Source organism: Stenotrophomonas sp. 1L-E-5-B-C3 (assembly GCF_057292075.1).
This window is the reverse complement of the sequence record NZ_JBXAWS010000009.1, coordinates 89,810-107,093: the sequence shown is the minus strand read 5'-3', so window position 1 is coordinate 107,093 and position 17,284 is coordinate 89,810. Positions and strand designations below refer to the sequence as shown.

Here is a 17,284-nt window from a genome sequence, read left to right as displayed (position 1 = left end):
CACGCCGAGCCTGAACGAAGGCGATGAAACGGCGATGACAATGCAATGCCTGCACATCTGCTGCGCTAGCGTGCAGCCACCTTCGTGCCAGGGAACCGCACCGATGAAGCACCTCCCGATTGCTGGTCTGTTGCTGCTTTCGCTCACCGCCTGCAGTGCTGGCTCCGAAAAGCAGGGGGCGGCCGGCAGCGGCAGCGATACCCCGGTCGAAACCGCTGCTGCGACCGGGCCCGCGCAGTCGACGGATCCTGATCTGGCAGCCCGTCCAGCCAATGACCGCCGCGAGGACAGTCCCGCGCACCTGGAGGGCTACGCCGGCGCGAAGCTCGGCGCAGCCATCGCCGAGGTCCGCAGCGGCTTCGGCACCCCGCTGCAGGGCTTGGGCAGCGATGCTGCCGGCAAACCGCTGCCGGTCGACGACAGCAACGATGGCTGCTATTTCCTGCGACCGCAGAATGCCGAGGATCCGCGCCTGATGATCGAAGGCCGCAAGCTGGTGCGCTATGACGTGCACAGTGCTGCGGTCATCGCACCGGGCGGCGGCAAGGTCGGCATGACCCTGGGCGAGTTGCAGGTGCTGTATCCCGAGCGTGGTGATGTCGTCCCCGACAAGTACGACGAGAAGGCCCAGCACCTGCGCGTGCGGCCGGCGCAGGAGGGCGGTGCGGTGATCGACTTCGCGCTCGGCGCGGACGGCCGGGTCGGCGCGTGGCGGGTGGGCCAGACCCCGCAGGTCGATTATGTGGAAGGCTGTGGCTGATCCTTGATCCACGGCCCAGCCTTGCGCACGGGCCAAGCGTAGAATCGCGCCACGACCGCTGGGGGAGTGCTCGATGATCGCCATTGCAATTGCCTGGTTCCTGCTTGGCCTGCTGCTGCTGGCGCTGGGCGGGGACTCCATCGTCAAGGCCGTGTCCGGCCTGGCGCAACGCTTCGGGGCCAGTCCGTTCACGGCCGGCCTGTTGCTGCTCGGGGTGACCACTTCGCTGCCGGAACTGGCGGTCAACGCACGCGCGCTGGCGGTCGGTCAGCCGGAGCTGGCGCTGGGCAACGCGGTGGGCAGCAGCATCGTCAACCTGGGCCTGACCCTGGCCGTCGCTGCGATGGCTGCGCCGCTGCTGCTGCGCGCGCGATTGCAGACGGTACTGTGGTGGTCGCTGCTGGCGGCGGGCGTGGTGCTGATCCTGTTCGGTCTTGATGGCGGCCTGGCGCGCTGGGAAGGCGGCGTGCTGGTGGCTGGTTTCATCATCGTGCAGGTGGTGCTGCTGCGTCGTGGCCGCAGCGAGAGCGCCGAGGTGCAGGCGGCGATCGCCGAATCCGCGTTGAGCCGTACCAGCCTGCCGTTGAACGTGCTGCGCGTGGTGATCGCGGCGCTGGCGCTGTACTGGGGTGCCCGCCTGGTGGTCGGTGCGGCGGCGGACTTCGGTGTTGCACTGGGGTGGACGCCGCTGCTGGTCGGTCTGCTGCCGGTCGCGATCGGTACCGCGTTGCCGGAGGTGGCAACCGCGATCGCTGCGGCACGCCGTGGCCATGGCGACATGGTGATGGGCCACGTGCTGGGCTCCAGTGTGGTCAACCTGCTGCTGGTGATCGGTGCGATGGCCGTGCTGCAGCCGCTGGCGCTGCCGGCCTCGTTCGTGCGCCTGGAACTACCGGCACTGCTGGCCTTCGCGCTGGTGCTGTACCCGATGCTGCGTGGCGACCTGAAGATCAGCCGCGGCGAAGGCGCGATCCTGCTGGTCGCGTTCCTGGGCTGGTTCATGCTGGAGCTGCTGCTGGTGGGCGCACCGGGGTTGTAGAGCCGAGCCCATGCTCGGCTGCCGTTGGTGCCAAGAACACCGTGCCGACCAACGGTCGGCACCCACCACCGATCACCCGGTAGCTGCCAACCTTGGTTGGCACTCGCAGCAACAAAGCGCCGACCAAGGTCGGCCTCTACCGGGCATTGCGGTCGGTAGATCCACGCCATGCGTGTATGCGGTTGGCTCCGTACTGACCAACGGTCGGCACCCACCACCGATCACCTGGTAGCTGCCAACCTTGGTTGGCACTCGCAGCAACAAAGCGCCGACCAAGGTCGGCCTCTACCGGGCATTGCGGTCGGTAGATCCACGCCATGCGTGGATGCGGTTGGCTCCGTACCGGCCAAGGTCGGCCTCTACCGGGGTTACCGGCCCTGCGAACCTTCTTCCTCACGCACCGGCTCCGGCGGCGGCAGCTGCTCTTCGGCAGCCGGTTCGTTGCCGGGCAGGCTGGGGCGGGTTTCCATCAGCAGCGACAGCGCGGCCTTGGCCATCATGTGCGCGCTGATCGGTGCGGTGATGAACAGGAACACGGTGATCAGCAGCTCGCGCGGCTGCGGATCCTGGCCGAGGAAGATGTGGTAGCACACCGAACACACCAGCACGCAGCCCACGCCCAGCGTGCTGGCCTTGGTCGGCGCGTGCAGGCGCTTGAAGAACGTGGACAGCTTCACCAGGCCCAGCGCACCGACCAGGATGAAGAAGCAGCCGAACAGCAGCAGGATCGACAGGCCGATCTGGATCGCGGTGATCATTCGACGATGTCCCGGCGCAGCACGAACTTGCTCAGCACCACGGTGCTGCCGAAGCCGAGCATGGCGATGACCAGGGCAGCCTCGAAGTAGATCGCGGAGTTCAGGTACATGCCGAACAGCATCAGCTCGGCGATGGCGGTCACCGACAGCGTATCCAGCGCAAGGATGCGGTCGGGCACGGTCGGTCCGCGCAGCAGGCGCCAGGTAGCCAGCAGCATGGCCAGGCCGACCACGTGCATGCACACCACCAGCGTGGTCTGGATGATCTGGAATCCAGTCATGGGAAAATCTCCATCAACGGGGCTTCGTAACGTCGTTTGATCGTATCGATCAGCGCCTGCGGGTCTTCCAGGTGCAGCACATGCACCAGCAGGAACCTGCGGTCTTCGCTGAGCGCGGCCGAAACCGTGCCCGGGGTCAGCGTGATCATGCTGGTCAGCGCGGCGATGCCGTGGATGTTGGCGATGTCCAGCGGCAGCCAGATGAAGCCCGGATGGATGTTCTTCTCCGGTCCCAGCACCTGCAGGGCGACGCGGATGTTGGACATCAGGATGTCCCACAGGGTCACGCACAGCAGCTTCGGCAGCGGGCGCAGAGTACCGATGCGGGCGAATTCGCGGTCCAGGCGTGCGGCGAACAGTGGCACCACCACGCCCAGCACCAGGCCGAGCACGGTCTGGCCGACGGTGAAGCTGTCGGACATCAGCAGCCAGAACGCCACCACCATGATGCTGAGCATCGGTGAGGGAATGATGCGGCGGAACAGGGAGCGCTGGGCGGTCATGGCTGGCGGATCTCCGGTGCGGTCGCGCGCAGCTGCTGCACGTATTCGCCGGGCTGCAGCAGCTGTGCGGCGGTGGCGTCGGTGTAGCGCATCAGCGGTGCAGCGGCCAGGGTCATGCCGATGCCATAGGCCAGCAGGATGCAGGCCGCGTACAGCTCGACCCGGCGCAGCCGTGCCTTGCGCGGCGGCGGCGCATCCGGATCGACTGGCGGCACGCGCCAGAACAGGCGGATGCCACCGCGGGTCAGGCCCATGATCACCAGCAGGCTGCTGACAAGAACGGCAGTCCACACCGGGCCGGTGTACTGCGCCGGCATGCCGGCCAGCAGTGCGGCCTTGGCCAGGAAGCCGGACAGCGGCGGCAGGCCAGCCACCGACACCGCGGCGATCAGGAACAGCACGGCGGGCGTTTCCTTGCCCGGCATCGGCGCGATCACTTCCTTGCGGTCGCTGGCGCCACCACGGCGGCGGCGGATCAGGTCGGCGATCAGGAACAGCGCGGCGGCGACGAAGCTGCTGTGCGGCAGGTAGTACAGGCCGGCCGACAGCACCTGCGGCCGGCCCACCGAGAAGGCGATGAACAGCGTGGCGGCCGAGACGATCACCAGGTAGGAGATCAGCACGCGCAGGCGGGTCGCGGCCAGCGCACCGAGGCCACCGAGCACCAGTGTCGCCACGCCGGCCCACAGCAGCCAGTCGCGGCCATAGCCGGCCATCGCACCGGCATCGTCGCCGAACCACAGCATCTGGATGCGCAGCACCGCGTACAGGCCGACCTTGGTCATGATTGCGAACAGCGCGGCCACGGCGGCCGGCGCGCGCGAATAGGCTTCAGGCAGCCACAGGTACAGCGGCATCAGTGCGGCCTTGGCGCAGAACACCAGCAGCAACAGGCCCATCGTCGCCTTCACCAGGGTCAGCTGTGCCGGCGGCACCTCGGCGATGCGCTGCGACAGCTCGGCCATGTTCAATGAGCCCAGCGAGGCGTACAGCAGGCCCAGCGCGATCAGGAACAACGTCGAGGCGGTGACGTTGAACACCACGTAGTGCAGGCCGATGCGCATGCGCAGGCCGCGGCCGCCACTGAGCAGCAGGCCGTAGGAGGCGATCAGCATCACCTCGAAGAACACGAACAGGTTGAAGATGTCGCCGGTCAGGAACGCACCGTTGAGGCCGACCAGCTGGAACTGGAACAGCGCATGGAAGTGCGGTGCGCGGCGGTCCCAGCCCGAGCAGGCATGCAGCAGGCAGGGAATGGCCAGCAGCAGGGTGGTCAGCAGCATCCACGCCGACAGCCGGTCGGCGACCAGCGCGATGCCCAGCCGCGACGGCCAGTCGCCGAGCAGGTAGACGCTGATATCGCCACTGGCGGTGGTGGCGAACAACAGGCCCACCACCAGCGCCAGCGCCGACAGCGAAGTCCAGGCCACAGCGCGCTGCACCTTCGGGCCATAACGGCGGTGCTCGACGAACAGCGACAGCGCGGCACCGAGCAGGGGAACCAGGATCGGCAGGATCACCAGGTGGTTCATGCGCGGTCCTCGCCCTGGCGCGGCGGCACACCCTCATCCTGCAGGTCGTCATCCGGCTCGTGAGCGTCCACGTGGTCGCTGTGGTTGTCGCTGCGGCTGCGCATGGCCAGCACGATGCTCACTGCGGTCATCGCGAAGGCAATGACGATGGCGGTCAGCACCAGCGCCTGTGGCAGCGGATCGGTGTAGTTGCCGAGGTTGCTGTCCACGCCCTCCTGCAGCACCGGCGCCTTGCCCAGCACCACACGGCCACCGGCGAAGATCAGCAGGTTGGTGGCGTAGGACAGGAAGGTCATGCCCAGGATCACATCGAAGCTGCGTGCGCGCAGCAGCAGGTAGACGCCGATGGCGGTCAGCACGCCGATCGCGGAGGCCAGGGCCAGTTCCATCAGTGCATCTCCCCGGTACGTGCCGAGCGGCGTTGCAGGTCGATCTCGCCCTTGCGCGCGGTGCGGGTACGAGAGGGTTTCACGGTGGCCATCATCGACAGCATCAGCATCGCGCCACCGAACACCACCAGGTACACGCCGATATCGAAGCCGATCGCGCTGGCCAGCGGTACCTCGCCGATCAGCGGCAGGTGCAGGTCGAGGTGGCCGCTGGTCAGGAACGGCACGCCGAACAGCATCGACGCACTGCCGCTGAGGATGGCGATCAGCAGGCCCATGCCGATGCAACGGATGTAGTCGAAGCCGAAGCGCGATTCCACCGATGCGGTGCCCTGGATCACGTACTGGATCAGCAGCGGCACGGCCAGCACCAGGCCGGCGATGAAGCCACCGCCGGGCGCGTTGTGGCCGCGCAGGAACAGGAAGATCGACACGGTCAGGGTCAGCGGGAACATGATCTGGGCCAGGTCGGCTGGCACCGGCAGCTTGATCGGCGGGCCGGGCATGATCTGCTCCGGCGCCATCCGCGTGCGTCGCAGCAGTGCGTGTACCACCAGCGCGGCAATGCCGAACACGGTGATCTCGCCGAAGGTATCGAAGCCGCGGAAGTCGACCAGGATCACGTTGACCACGTTCTGGCCGTAGGCCTCGGGCAGGGCGCGGGCGAGCAGCTCGCCGGCCATGGTGTTCGGCGGCAGGGTCATCGCGGTGTAGGCCAGCGCACCCAGGCCGGCACCGGCGATGATCGCGATCACCGCGTCACGGCGCTTGCGCCAGCGCGGGCGCTCCGGCCCGGACTGCGCAGGCAGGTAGTTCATGCCCAGTAGCATCAGCACCAGGGTCACCATCTCCACCAGCAGCTGGGTCAGCGCCAGGTCCGGTGCGGACAGGAACACGAAGGTCAGCGCCACCATCAGGCCGACGCCGCCGACCAGCAGCACCGCCAGCAGGCGTTGCTTGTAGACGCGCAGGGTGGCGACCGCACAGGCCATCATCACCAGCCACAGCGCCCAGCCCAGCAGCGGGATCGGCTGCGGCGCGGTCCAGTTCGGCGAGGCCGGATTGGCCACGAACGGCGCGGCGGCGACCACGATCGCCACCAGCACCAGGCCCAGCAGCATGCGCTGCAGGCTGCCGTTGGCGATGCCGTTGGTCAGTCGCTGTGCTGCGGCTGAGAGCAGGTCCAGCTGGCGGTGGAACACGTTGCGGCCGGGGCTGGTATTGGTCACCCCGTGCAGGTTGATCAGCCTGCGCAGGCCGAAGTACAGCGCCACGCCGCCGACCACGCCGATCGCGCTCATCGCCAGCGGCAGGTTGAAGCCATGCCACACCGCCAGGCTGTATTCGGGCATGGCATTGCCGAGGATCGAGGCCGCAGCAGCGTGCAGCACCGGCGCCACGGTCAATGCCGGGGCCACGCCCACCGCTACGCAGATCACCACCAGGATCTCCACCGGCACCTTCATCCAGCGCGGCGGCTCGTGTGGCACGCGGTCCAGATCGTGCGGGCCGGGGCCGAAGAAGGTGTCGTGCACGAAGCGCAGGCTGTAGGCCACGCCGAACACGCCGGCCAGCAGCGCCGCGATCGATACGGCCGTGCGCATCGCGCCCGGGCCGCCACCGGCGGTCAGCGCTTCGGCGAACAGCATTTCCTTGGACAGGAAACCGTTGAGCAACGGGATGCCAGCCATCGCCAGCGAGGCGATGATCGCCAGCGCGCTGGTGAATGGCATCAGCCTGCGCAGGCCACCCAGCTTGCGCATGTCACGGGTGCCGGTTTCGTGGTCGATGATGCCGGCGGCCATGAACAGCGAGGCCTTGAAGGTGGCGTGGTTGAGGATGTGGAACACGCCGGCCACCACCGCCATCGGCGTGGACAGGCCGAACAGGAGGGTGATCAGGCCCAGGTGCGAAATGGTCGAGTACGCCAGCAGGCCTTTCAGGTCGTGCTGGAAGATCGCGTTCCAGGCGCCGATCAGCAGGGTCAGCGCGCCGATGCCGCTGACCGTGTAGAAGAACAGATCGCTGCCGGCCAATGCCGGATGCAGGCGCGCCAGCAGGAACACACCGGCCTTCACCATGGTGGCCGAGTGCAGGTAGGCCGAGACCGGCGTGGGCGCGGCCATCGCGTGCGGCAGCCAGAAGTGGAAGGGGAACTGCGCGCTCTTGGTGAAGATGCCGGCCAGCACCAGGAACAGCGCGTACGGGTACAGCGCGCTGGCGCGGATCTGTTCGCCTGCGGCCAGCACCACGTCCAGGTCGAAACTGCCGACGATGCGGCCGATCAGCAGCACGCCACCGAGCAGGGCCAGACCACCGCCGCCGGTGATCACCAGCGCCATGCGCGCGCCCTCGCGGGCGTCCTGGCGGTGCGACCAGAAGCCGATCAGCAGGAACGAGCTGATGCTGGTCATTTCCCAGAAAATCATCAGCAACAGCAGGTTGCCCGATACCACCATGCCCAGCATGGCGCCCATGAACAGCAACAGGTAGGTATAGAAGCGGTGTGCGTTGTCCTGGCTGCTCAGGTAGTAGCGCGCATACAGCACCACCAGTGCGCCGATGCCCAGCACCAACCCGGCGAACATCCAGGCCAGCCCGTCCAGGCGCAGGGTGAAGTCCAGGCCGATCTGCGGCAGCCAGGGGACCATCGTCCGCACCACCTGGCCGTCGAGCACCGATGGGGTCAGCCAGGCGAGGATGGCCAGCCCGCCCAACGGCGCCAGCGCCGCCAGCCAGGCAGCAGTCGAGCGCGAACTACGGGGGAAGGCCGCAACAGCCACTGCCATCAGGAACGGCAGGGCCAGCAGCAGGGGCAGGCTGGGGAGCATGCAGGGAATCCATGATTCACGAGCAGGTCAGGGAGGATAACAGGCTGCGAAATGTCGCCGAAACCCATCGAACAGCGATCAATTGCATGTAACGTTCGCTGATTCATTTTTTCTGCGGCGCAACATCACGTTCCTGCAGTCGCTCCCGGGTTGCCCTCGGGGATCACCCTACGCCCACGCAGGGAGACCGCAGGCCCTGTCGCACAGGGGCTGCCGTCGACGGGCGGGAGGTGGGGGGCGGGTCACCGGCGCAGGCTGGCAGGGCCGTCGTGGAGTGCGGGTGACGGAATCTGCCCGTTCAGGAAACGAGGGGTACCGTCGGCCACGGGCAGGTCAGTAGCGCCAGTCGAGCTTGCGGTAGAACTTGGCCATCACCCAGGCCGGGCCGATCAGCAGGTAGGTCAGGTCGGTCAGGAAGCTGGGCTTGCGGCCCTCGAACTTGTGACCGATGAACTGCGCGATCCAGGCCACAACGAACACGCCCACCGCCAGCCAGAACAGGTTATGCAGGCCGATCTCGGCCTCTAGCAGCCTGCACAGGCAGCCGAACACGAAGAACTGGATGAGCATGCCGATGCCCAGCGGGCGCGACAGCTTGTTGTAGAAGCACCAGGCGCTGAACATCGCGAACGCCGACCAGATGCCGTACTGGAACCAGGTGATCAGCGGCGGCAGGCACCACAGCAGGGCCACCACCGACCACAGGATCGCCGGCACCGCCACCACGTGGATGCGCTGGTTGATGACATTGCGGTGGTCGTCGGAATAGCTGGCGAAATAGCGGTCGATCGGCCGCGCAAGCTCGGTGGTGGTCTGCATGCTGCGTTGCTTCCTCGGACAACGGTAGTGCCGGCCGCTGGCCGGCAATCCAGAGCATAGCCGAGTTCGCGAGGTTGCCGGCCAGCGGCCGGCACTACCCCAGGCAACCGGCAGTAGAGCCAGGCCATGCCTGGCTGCAGGTTCGCGAGGTTGCCGGCCAGCGGCCGGCAGTACCGCATTCAGAACGCCCCCAGCCGGGCCGGCCGGGGGCGCAGGGGATCAGTCGACGCTGATCCCGGCCAGGCGCTGCAGCGCCTCGCCGTACTTGGCGCGGGTGCGCTCGATGATCTCGGCCGGGATGGTCGGGCCCGGGGCGGTCTTGCCCCAGTCCAGCGTCTCCAGGTAATCGCGCACGAACTGCTTGTCGTAGCTCGGCGGGCTGGTGCCCACTTCGTACTCGTCGGCCGGCCAGTAACGCGAGGAATCCGGCGTCAGCATCTCGTCCATGATGTACAGGCGGCCATCGGCGTCGGTACCGAACTCGAACTTGGTGTCGGCCAGGATGATGCCGCGCTCGCGGGCGTAGTCCGCGGCGAACTTGTAGATGCGCAGGGTGGCATCACGCACGCGCTCGGCCATCTCGGCACCGACCTGCTTCACCATCGCATCGAAATCGATGTTCTCGTCATGGTCGCCGACGGCGGCCTTGGTCGAGGGGGTGAAGATCGGCTCGGGCAGCTGCTCGGCCTGGCGCAGGCCATCGGGCAGGTCGATCCCGCTGACCTTGCCGGTGCGCTGGTAGTCCTTCCAGCCGCTGCCGATCAGGTAGCCGCGGGCGATCGCTTCCACCGGCACCGGCTTCAGCTTGCGGGTGACCACCGCGCGCTTGGCGTACAGGGCCGGGTCCACGCCCTCGGGCAGCACGCTGGCCACATCGATGCCGGTCAGGTGGTTGGGCATCAGGTGCGCGGTCTTGGCGAACCAGAAGTTGGAGACCTGGCAGAGCATCTCGCCCTTGCCCGGGATCGGGTCGGGCAGGACCACATCGAAGGCCGACAGGCGATCGGTGGCCACCATCAGCAGGTAGTCGCCTGGTGGGGTCCCGGCTGGCAGCCGCTCGCGCGGGATATCGAACACGTCACGCACCTTGCCGCGGTGGCGCAAGGGCAGGCCGGGGAGATCGGATTGCAACAGCGTGGTTGGCACGGGCACTCCTGGGGCTTCGTCGATACGGCTGCCCAACGGACCCGGCGGGCCCGCTGACCAGCGGGCGGCCTAGTGTAAAGCGGTCCGGGCCCGCTGTGACGTAAAATGAGCGTCCATTTCGCCGGTCGACCCTGGGGCGCCATGCGCTGGTACGGAAAACTGCTCGGATTCATCGCCGGCGCGCTGCTGTTCCGGCCCAATCCGCTGTTCGGTGCGGTCATCGGCCTGCTGATCGGCCATGCCTTCGATTCGGACTGGTTCCGCCTGAACAAGGAGAACCCGTACCGGGAGCTGGGGCTGACTTCCGAGGCCACCGATGCCGAGGTCGAGCGCGCCTACCGCAAGCTGATTTCCCAGTACCACCCTGACAAGCTCGGTGGCGCGGCCCCCGAGCTGCGGCAGCAGGCCGAGCAGAAGTCGCGGCGGATCAACGCCGCCTACGACCGCATCAAGACCCTGCGCAAGCGCTGACCCCCTTTCCTACCGTTGCAAGGCCCGGCCATGTCCAACTGCCTCATCGCCCCCTCCATCCTGTCCGCCAACTTCGCCCGCCTCGGCGAGGAAGTCGACAACGTCCTCGCCGCCGGCGCGGACTGGGTCCACTTCGACGTGATGGACAACCACTACGTGCCGAACCTGACCATCGGCCCGATGGTCTGCCAGGCCCTGCGCAAGCACGGCGTGACCGCGCCGATCGACGTGCACCTGATGGTCGAACCGGTGGACCGCATCATCCCGGACTTCGCCGAGGCCGGTGCCACCTACATCAGCTTCCACCCGGAAGCGAGCCGCCACGTGCACCGCACCATCCAGCTGATCCGCTCGCTGGGTTGCAAGCCGGGCATCGTGCTGAACCCGGCCACCCCGGTGGACATCCTCGACTGGGTGCTGGATGACCTGGACCTGGTGCTGCTGATGTCGGTCAACCCGGGCTTCGGTGGCCAGGCCTTCATTCCTTCGGCATTGGACAAGCTGCGTGTGGTGCGCAAGAAGATCGATGCCAGCGGCCGCGACATCCGCCTGGAGATCGACGGTGGCGTGAAGGCCGACAACATCGGCGAGATCGCTGCGGCCGGTGCCGACACCTTCGTCGCCGGTTCGGCCATCTTCAACGCCAAGACCAGCTACCAGGACGTGATCGCGCAGATGCGCGCCAACGTCGCCGCGGCGCGCTGACAAAAAAGGGACGGAGGGGATTAAGCTCGCTTGACCCCTCCGTCCTCTTTTTCTGCCCATGGCACTCCTGAACATTCGCTCGGCCACCGTTGCCGATGCCGGCCTGATCCTGCAGTTCATCCGCGAACTGGCCATCTACGAGAAAGCCGAGCATTCGGTGCAGACCGATGAGATCGGCATCGCCGAAAGCCTGTTCGGCGCCGACGCCACGGCGAGCGCGCTGATCTGCGAAGCCGACGGTGAAGCGATCGGTTATGCGGTGTATTTCTACAACTATTCCACCTGGCTCGGCCGCAAGGGCATCTACCTGGAAGACCTGTACGTCAGCCCGCAGAAGCGGGGCTCAGGCGCGGGCAAGGCGCTGCTGAAATACATCGCGCGCCAGGCCGTGGCCGAAGGCTGCGGCCGTTTTGAATGGTCGGTGCTGGACTGGAACACCCCGGCCATCGAGTTCTACACCGCCGTCGGCGCGAAACCGCAGGACGAGTGGACCGTGTACCGGCTGCAGGGCCAGGCGCTGCACGATTTCGCCAACGGTTGAGGCGAAGTGCATCCACGCATGGCGTGGATCTACCAATCGGGTGGGTGCGAACCTTGGTTCGCACTCCCTACGCACCCAAAAAAAAAGCCACGCCAAACACTGGCGTGGCCTTGCTGCATGCGTGGGAGGCTGATCCTGCCTCCATCCGTCGTCCCTGCTATGGCCTTCCATTCTCCAGTAGCTGAATGACACCTGCGTGACATTCACTGCGGACAAACGGCGCATTGCTAGCCTGTGCCACCCCCGTCCTGGAAGCACCGCATGACCACCCCGCGCTGGCGCCTGATCCTCAACGGAAAATCCGCAGGCAACGAGGAGCTGCGCGACGCCGTCGGCCATTGGCGCGGGCAGGGCGTGCAGCTGGACGTGCGGGTGACCTGGGAGGACGGCGACGCCGAGCGCTACGTGGCCGAGGCCATCGACCATGGCGTGGACGTGATTGTTGCTGCCGGCGGCGATGGCACACTCAGCGCGGTTGCAGAAACGCTGGCGCATCGCGAGGAACCGGCAGATGCGTTGCCCTCGCTGGCGCTGATCCCGATGGGGACCGCCAACGACTTCGCGACTGCGGCCGGCATCCCGACCGAGCCGAAGGCGGCCTTGGCCTTGATCGGGCAGGCCACGCCGCATGCCATCGATCTGCTGCGCGTGGACGCCGATGGCACGCCCTGGTGGTGTGCCAATCTTGCCAGCGGGGGCTTCGGCACGCAGGTGACGGTGGAGACCGATGCCGGCTTGAAGAAGATGCTGGGCGGGCTGGCCTACGTGATTACCGGCATTGCAAAGCTGGGGCGGATCGAGCCGATCAACGCGCGGCTGTCGGGCCCGGATTTCGCCTGGCAAGGCGACTTCATTGCGCTCGGCATCGGCAATGGGCGCCAGGCCGGCGGTGGCCAACAGTTGTGCCCGCAGGCACTGATCGACGATGGGCTGCTGGATGTAACCGTGCTTCCGGAGCTGGAAGGTGAGGTCACCGCCACGCTTGGCCAGATGCTGAAGTCCGGCACCCAGGCCGCGCTGGAACAGCTGGCGACGCGCGCGCGCCTGCCGTGGCTGCAGGTGGAATCCGAGCGCCCATTGACGCTCAACCTGGACGGCGAGCCGGTACAGGCCCGCCACTTCCGCATCGAGTGCGTGCCGGGCAGGGTGAGGATGCATCTGCCGGCCGACTGTCCGTTGCTGGGTGGGCAGGGGTTGCAGGGCCGGCAGGGGTAGAGTCGACTGTCAGTCGACATGCGCGCGTAGCGCGGGGTTTTACGCCGTCGGAACGAAGAGCAGTCGACCCTGCCGGTCCCCGTCATCGGTCCCCGTGGCCGGCCCCAGGGGGACCGTGGTTCAGTTTCACAGGGTTCCCCTCCCGCCCAAGCTGCGATACAGTCAAAGGGTGTCCAGCCTGACGACCCCGCATACCCTTTCTTCCGCACGCCGTTGGTGGCGATGGTGGCCTGTTGCCGTCGTCCGTCCCCATAACGCTGTGTCCCGGAAGGAAAGTCGTCTTGAACTCGCACGCTCAGTTTCTGCAGCAGGCCGCTGAAGGCCACACCCATATTCCCGTTGTCCGCGAAGTGCTGTCCGACCTGGACACGCCGCTTTCGGTCTATCTGAAGCTCGCCGACGGCCCCAATACCTACCTGTTTGAATCCGTCGAAGGCGGCGAGCGCTTTGGTCGTTACTCGATCATCGGCCTGCCGGCACGTCGCGTGTACGCCTTCCACGGCCACACCCTGACCGTGCGCGAGGATGGCCAGGTGGTCGACACCCGCGAAGTGGCCGATCCCTTCGCCGAAGTCGAGGCGCTGCGCAGCGCCCACTCGGTACCGAAGCTGGAAGGCCTGCCGGGCTTCACCGGTGGCCTGGTCGGCTGGTTCGGTTTCGAGTGCATTGGCTACATCGAACCGCGCCTGGCCCCGCCGGCCGGCCGCGACGAGCTGGGCACGCCGGACATCCTGCTGCTGGACTCCAACGAGCTGGCGGTGTTCGACAACCTCAAAGGCCGGCTGTACCTGATCGTGCATGCCGACCCGCGTGTCGAGGGTGCGTTCGAGCAGGCGCTGGCACGCCTGGATGCATTGACCGCCAAGCTGCGCGCACCGGGTGCCGGCTATCCCGCACCGCTCAACAGCGACGTGCTGGACGAGTCCGATTTCGTCTCCGGCTTCACCCGCGAAGGCTTCGTCGATGCGGTCCAGCGCAGCAAGGAATACATCCGTGCCGGCGACATCTTCCAGGTGGTGCTCAGCCAGCGCCTGAGCGTGCCGTTCAAGGCGCGCCCGGTGGATGTGTACCGCGCGCTGCGTGCGTTGAACCCCTCGCCGTACATGTACTTCCTGGATGTCGGCGACCTGCAGGTGGTCGGTTCCTCGCCGGAAATCCTGGTGCGTTTGCAGGATGGTGAAGTGACCGTGCGCCCGATCGCCGGCACCCGCCCGCGCGGTGCCACGCCCGAACTGGATCAGGCGCTGGAAGCCGAGCTGCTGGCCGATCCGAAGGAGCGCGCCGAGCACCTGATGCTGATCGACCTTGGCCGCAACGACGCCGGTCGTGTTTCGAAGGCCGGCACCGTGGAAGTGGGCGAGCAGTTCGTGATCGAACGCTACAGCCACGTCATGCACATCGTCAGCGAAGTGACCGGGCAGCTGCAGCCGGGCCTGAGCTACGCCGACGTGCTGCGCGCCACCTTCCCGGCCGGTACGGTCAGCGGTGCGCCGAAGATCCGCGCGCTGGAAGTGATCCGCGAGCTGGAACCGATCAAGCGCAATGTCTACGCCGGCAGCATCGGCTACATCGGCTGGCACGGCGATGCCGATACCGCGATCGCGATCCGCACCGCGGTGATCAAGGATGGCCGCCTGTATGTGCAGGCCGGTGCCGGCATCGTTTACGACTCGGACCCGGGCAAGGAATGGGACGAGACGATGAACAAGGGCCGCGCGCTGTTCCGCGCCGTCGCCCAGGCCGCCAAGGGTCTGTGAGTTCTGCCGTGCCGTGGCCGACGCCGCGGCACCTTCCGCTGTTCCCATTCAAGACAAGGAGTACCGCATGAAGCTGCTGAGCGCATTGCTGTGGTCGTCACTGCTGGCCACGATGGCCCCGTCTGCGTGGGCGCAGGCCAATACCATTCCCTCGCAGCCGCACCTGCTGGTGAAGGGCGAGGCGCGTCGCGTGGTGATGCCGGACCGGTTCGGCCTGCAGTTGAACATCGAAGAGACCGACATGGATGCGGATGCGGCGCGCCGCCGCGTGCAGGACAACGTTGCCCGCGTGCTGGCGCTGTTCAAGCAGTACAAGGCGGTGGAAGGCAGCGTACGTGCGGACAACCTGCGGATCGGCCCGGCAACCCGCTATGAGCAGAGCCGGCAGGTCTTCATGGGTACCCAGGTGTCGCGCCAGTTGCGCGCCAGCTTCGCCAGCGTGAAGCAGATGCAGGACGTGCTGGGTGCGCTGAAGGCCAATGAGAACGTGCAGGTCAGCAGTGTTGCCCCGACCTACTCGGGCGAAGTGGCGCTGCGACGCGAACTCAAGGGCGAGGCCGCGGCCAAGACCCGCGAGTCCGCGCAGGGGCTGGCCAAGGCCTATGGAACAAAAGTGCGCGGCCTGTACAGCATCTCCGATGTGGCGCCGAACTTTGCCTATGGCATCCAGGCCGGCCAATGGCCGCAGCTGGGCGAGGATGGTGAGTATCTCGACAGGATCTCGGTGACCGGCAGCTACGCACCGGCCTCGGCACCGGCGCCCGCTGAACGCGAATCCATCGAAGCCGGCCCCATCACCTACACCGAAAACGTATACGCCATTTTCCTGATAAGCGACGGAACCTGACCATGTTGTGGATGATCGACAACTACGACAGCTTCACCTACAACCTCGTGCAGTACCTGCAGACGCTGGGTGCCGAGGTGAAGGTGGTGCGCAACGATGCGATGAGCGTGGACGAGATCGCCGCGCAGAAGCCCGAACGCATCGTCATCTCGCCCGGCCCGTGCACGCCCAACGAAGCGGGCGTGTCGCTGGCGCTGATCGAGCGCCTGGGGCCGACCACGCCGATCCTCGGCGTCTGCCTGGGCCACCAGGGCATCGGCCAGGTCTACGGCGGCACGGTGATCCGCGCCGGCAACATCATGCATGGCAAGACCTCGCCCATCCGCCATGAAGGCAAGGGCGTGTTCGCCGGCCTGCCGGACCGCTACCAGGCTACCCGCTACCACTCGCTGGTGGTGGACAAGCACAGCCTGCCCGACGCGCTGGAAGTGACCGCCTGGACCGAGAACGACGACGGCTCGATCGAAGAGATCATGGGCCTGCGCCACCGCCAGTTCCCGGTGGAAGGCGTGCAGTTCCACCCCGAATCCATCCTCACCGAACACGGCCACGCCCTGCTGCGTAATTTCCTGCAGCGTCCGGCGGCCTGATCCTAGGAGCATTCCCATGAGCTTCTCCCCCCAGGAAGCCCTGCAACGCACCATCGAACACCGCGAAATCTTCTTCGACGAAATGGTCGACCTGATGCGGCAGATCATGCGCGGCGACGTGTCGCCGATGATGACCGCTGCCATCCTCACCGGCCTGCGCGTGAAGAAGGAAACCATCGATGAGATCGCCGCGGCGGCCACCGTAATGCGCGAGTTCGCGCTGGCGGTGCCGGTGGCTGACAGCACCCACCTGGTCGACATCGTCGGCACCGGTGGTGATGGCTCGCACACGTTCAACATCTCTACCTGCGCGATGTTCGTCGCGGCTGCCGCCGGCGCGCGCGTGGCCAAGCATGGCAACCGCAGCGTGTCGTCCAAGTCCGGCAGCGCCGATGCAGTCGAAGCGCTGGGTGCGGCCATCGAGTTGCAGCCGGCACAGGTGGCCGCGGCCATCGAACAGACCGGCATCGGCTTCATGTTCGCGCCGATCCACCATCCGTCGATGAAGGTCGTTGCGCCGGTCCGCCGCGAGATGGGCGTACGCACCATCTTCAACATCCTTGGCCCGCTGACCAACCCGGCCAGCGCACCGTCGGTGCTGATGGGCGTGTTCCACCCCGATTTAGTGGGTATCCAGGCGCGGGTGCTGCGCGAGCTGGGCACCGAGCGCGCCATGGTGGTCTGGGGCCGCGACAACATGGACGAGATCTCGCTGGGCGCCGGCACTCTGGTTGGCGAACTGCGCGACGGCAAGGTGCGCGAGTACGAGATCCACCCGGAGGACTTCGGCATCGCCATGTCGGCCAGCCGCAACCTGCGCGTGGACGGCCCGGAGCAGTCCATTGCCATGCTGCGTGCGGTGCTGGACAACACCCCCGGCCCGGCGCTGGACATCGTGGCCCTGAACGCAGGCGCCGCGCTGTACGTGGCCGGCGTGGCCAGCGACATCGGCGACGGCCTGGCCCGCGCCCGTGCCGCCATCGCCAACGGCAGCGCCCGTCAACGCCTGCAGCAGTACGTTGACACCACCCGCACGCTGGTAGCCTGAGCGCGCGGTTCAGCCTGACCCCCTCGATGGCCGATAATGGCCGTCCTCACCG

18 protein-coding genes are annotated in these 17,284 nt (G+C 66.9%); 10 read left to right on the top strand and 8 right to left on the bottom strand.

What is annotated here, in order from left to right:
• Positions 1-103 precede the first annotated feature (103 nt).
• Positions 104-760 carry a hypothetical protein gene (locus tag AC0Z6F_RS13475; protein ID WP_197585097.1) on the top strand — a complete coding sequence of 219 codons (657 nt, stop codon included), beginning with the start codon at positions 104-106 and terminating at the stop codon, positions 758-760.
• Positions 761-833: 73 nt separating this feature from the next.
• Complete coding sequence (locus AC0Z6F_RS13470) at positions 834-1,799, top strand: sodium:calcium antiporter (protein ID WP_100469763.1); 966 nt, start codon at positions 834-836, stop codon at positions 1,797-1,799.
• Positions 1,800-2,167: 368 nt separating this feature from the next.
• Here AC0Z6F_RS13470 and AC0Z6F_RS13465 read toward each other — a convergent pair whose 3' ends face one another.
• From AC0Z6F_RS13465 to AC0Z6F_RS13430, 8 genes are all read right to left on the bottom strand, one after another.
• Positions 2,168-2,557, bottom strand: a complete 390-nt coding sequence (locus AC0Z6F_RS13465) for a Na+/H+ antiporter subunit G (RefSeq protein ID WP_006399173.1) — start codon at positions 2,555-2,557, stop codon at positions 2,168-2,170.
• Entirely contained in the window at positions 2,554-2,838 is a 285-nt protein-coding gene (locus tag AC0Z6F_RS13460) for a K+/H+ antiporter subunit F (protein ID WP_006399171.1), read from the bottom strand. The genes AC0Z6F_RS13465 and AC0Z6F_RS13460 overlap by 4 nt, the downstream gene beginning before the upstream one ends.
• A complete protein-coding gene (locus AC0Z6F_RS13455; RefSeq protein WP_006399169.1) occupies positions 2,835-3,341 on the bottom strand; it encodes a Na+/H+ antiporter subunit E in 507 nt (168 codons plus the stop codon). Before AC0Z6F_RS13455 ends, AC0Z6F_RS13460 begins: the two co-directional genes overlap by 4 nt.
• Positions 3,338-4,873: a monovalent cation/H+ antiporter subunit D gene (locus AC0Z6F_RS13450; protein ID WP_485618012.1), complete on the bottom strand. Its 1,536-nt coding sequence runs from the start codon at positions 4,871-4,873 to the stop codon at positions 3,338-3,340. Before AC0Z6F_RS13450 ends, AC0Z6F_RS13455 begins: the two co-directional genes overlap by 4 nt.
• The gene (locus AC0Z6F_RS13445; RefSeq protein WP_006399164.1) at positions 4,870-5,262 is read right to left on the bottom strand and encodes a Na+/H+ antiporter subunit C; all 393 of its coding nucleotides are present in this window, start codon (positions 5,260-5,262) and stop codon (positions 4,870-4,872) included. The genes AC0Z6F_RS13450 and AC0Z6F_RS13445 overlap by 4 nt, the downstream gene beginning before the upstream one ends.
• Positions 5,262-8,093, bottom strand: a complete 2,832-nt coding sequence (locus AC0Z6F_RS13440) for a monovalent cation/H+ antiporter subunit A (protein ID WP_006399162.1) — start codon at positions 8,091-8,093, stop codon at positions 5,262-5,264. Before AC0Z6F_RS13440 ends, AC0Z6F_RS13445 begins: the two co-directional genes overlap by 1 nt.
• A 333-nt stretch (positions 8,094-8,426) precedes the next feature.
• Entirely contained in the window at positions 8,427-8,912 is a 486-nt protein-coding gene (locus AC0Z6F_RS13435) for an Mpo1 family 2-hydroxy fatty acid dioxygenase (protein ID WP_100435362.1), read from the bottom strand.
• A 219-nt stretch (positions 8,913-9,131) separates the two neighbouring features.
• Positions 9,132-10,058: a phosphoribosylaminoimidazolesuccinocarboxamide synthase gene (locus AC0Z6F_RS13430; RefSeq protein ID WP_006399041.1), complete on the bottom strand. Its 927-nt coding sequence runs from the start codon at positions 10,056-10,058 to the stop codon at positions 9,132-9,134.
• Positions 10,059-10,199: 141 nt separating this feature from the next.
• Here AC0Z6F_RS13430 and AC0Z6F_RS13425 point away from each other — a divergent pair, with 141 nt between their 5' ends.
• The 8 genes from AC0Z6F_RS13425 (at position 10,200) to trpD (ending at position 17,232) form a co-directional block, all read left to right on the top strand.
• A complete protein-coding gene (locus AC0Z6F_RS13425; RefSeq protein WP_485618056.1) occupies positions 10,200-10,529 on the top strand; it encodes a J domain-containing protein in 330 nt (109 codons plus the stop codon).
• 30 nt (positions 10,530-10,559) lie between these two features.
• On the top strand, positions 10,560-11,234 hold the full coding sequence (rpe, locus tag AC0Z6F_RS13420) for a ribulose-phosphate 3-epimerase (protein WP_006399038.1): 675 nt from the start codon (positions 10,560-10,562) through the stop codon (positions 11,232-11,234).
• A 58-nt stretch (positions 11,235-11,292) separates the two neighbouring features.
• Positions 11,293-11,775 (top strand): GNAT family N-acetyltransferase, encoded by a 483-nt coding sequence (locus AC0Z6F_RS13415; protein WP_012512318.1) that lies wholly within the window; start codon positions 11,293-11,295, stop codon positions 11,773-11,775.
• Between the two features lie 261 nt (positions 11,776-12,036).
• Positions 12,037-12,990, top strand: coding sequence for a lipid kinase YegS (gene yegS, locus AC0Z6F_RS13410; RefSeq protein ID WP_100435361.1), 954 nt, complete (start codon positions 12,037-12,039; stop codon positions 12,988-12,990).
• 281 nt (positions 12,991-13,271) lie between these two features.
• The gene (gene trpE / locus AC0Z6F_RS13405; protein ID WP_448123494.1) at positions 13,272-14,747 is read left to right on the top strand and encodes an anthranilate synthase component I; all 1,476 of its coding nucleotides are present in this window, start codon (positions 13,272-13,274) and stop codon (positions 14,745-14,747) included.
• Between the two features lie 67 nt (positions 14,748-14,814).
• Positions 14,815-15,594, top strand: a complete 780-nt coding sequence (locus AC0Z6F_RS13400; protein WP_006399004.1) for an SIMPL domain-containing protein — start codon at positions 14,815-14,817, stop codon at positions 15,592-15,594.
• Positions 15,595-15,596: 2 nt separating this feature from the next.
• A complete protein-coding gene (locus AC0Z6F_RS13395) occupies positions 15,597-16,184 on the top strand; it encodes an anthranilate synthase component II (protein WP_012512314.1) in 588 nt (195 codons plus the stop codon).
• Positions 16,185-16,200: 16 nt separating this feature from the next.
• Positions 16,201-17,232: an anthranilate phosphoribosyltransferase gene (gene trpD / locus AC0Z6F_RS13390; protein WP_012512313.1), complete on the top strand. Its 1,032-nt coding sequence runs from the start codon at positions 16,201-16,203 to the stop codon at positions 17,230-17,232.
• The last annotated feature ends 52 nt before the right edge of the window (positions 17,233-17,284 follow it).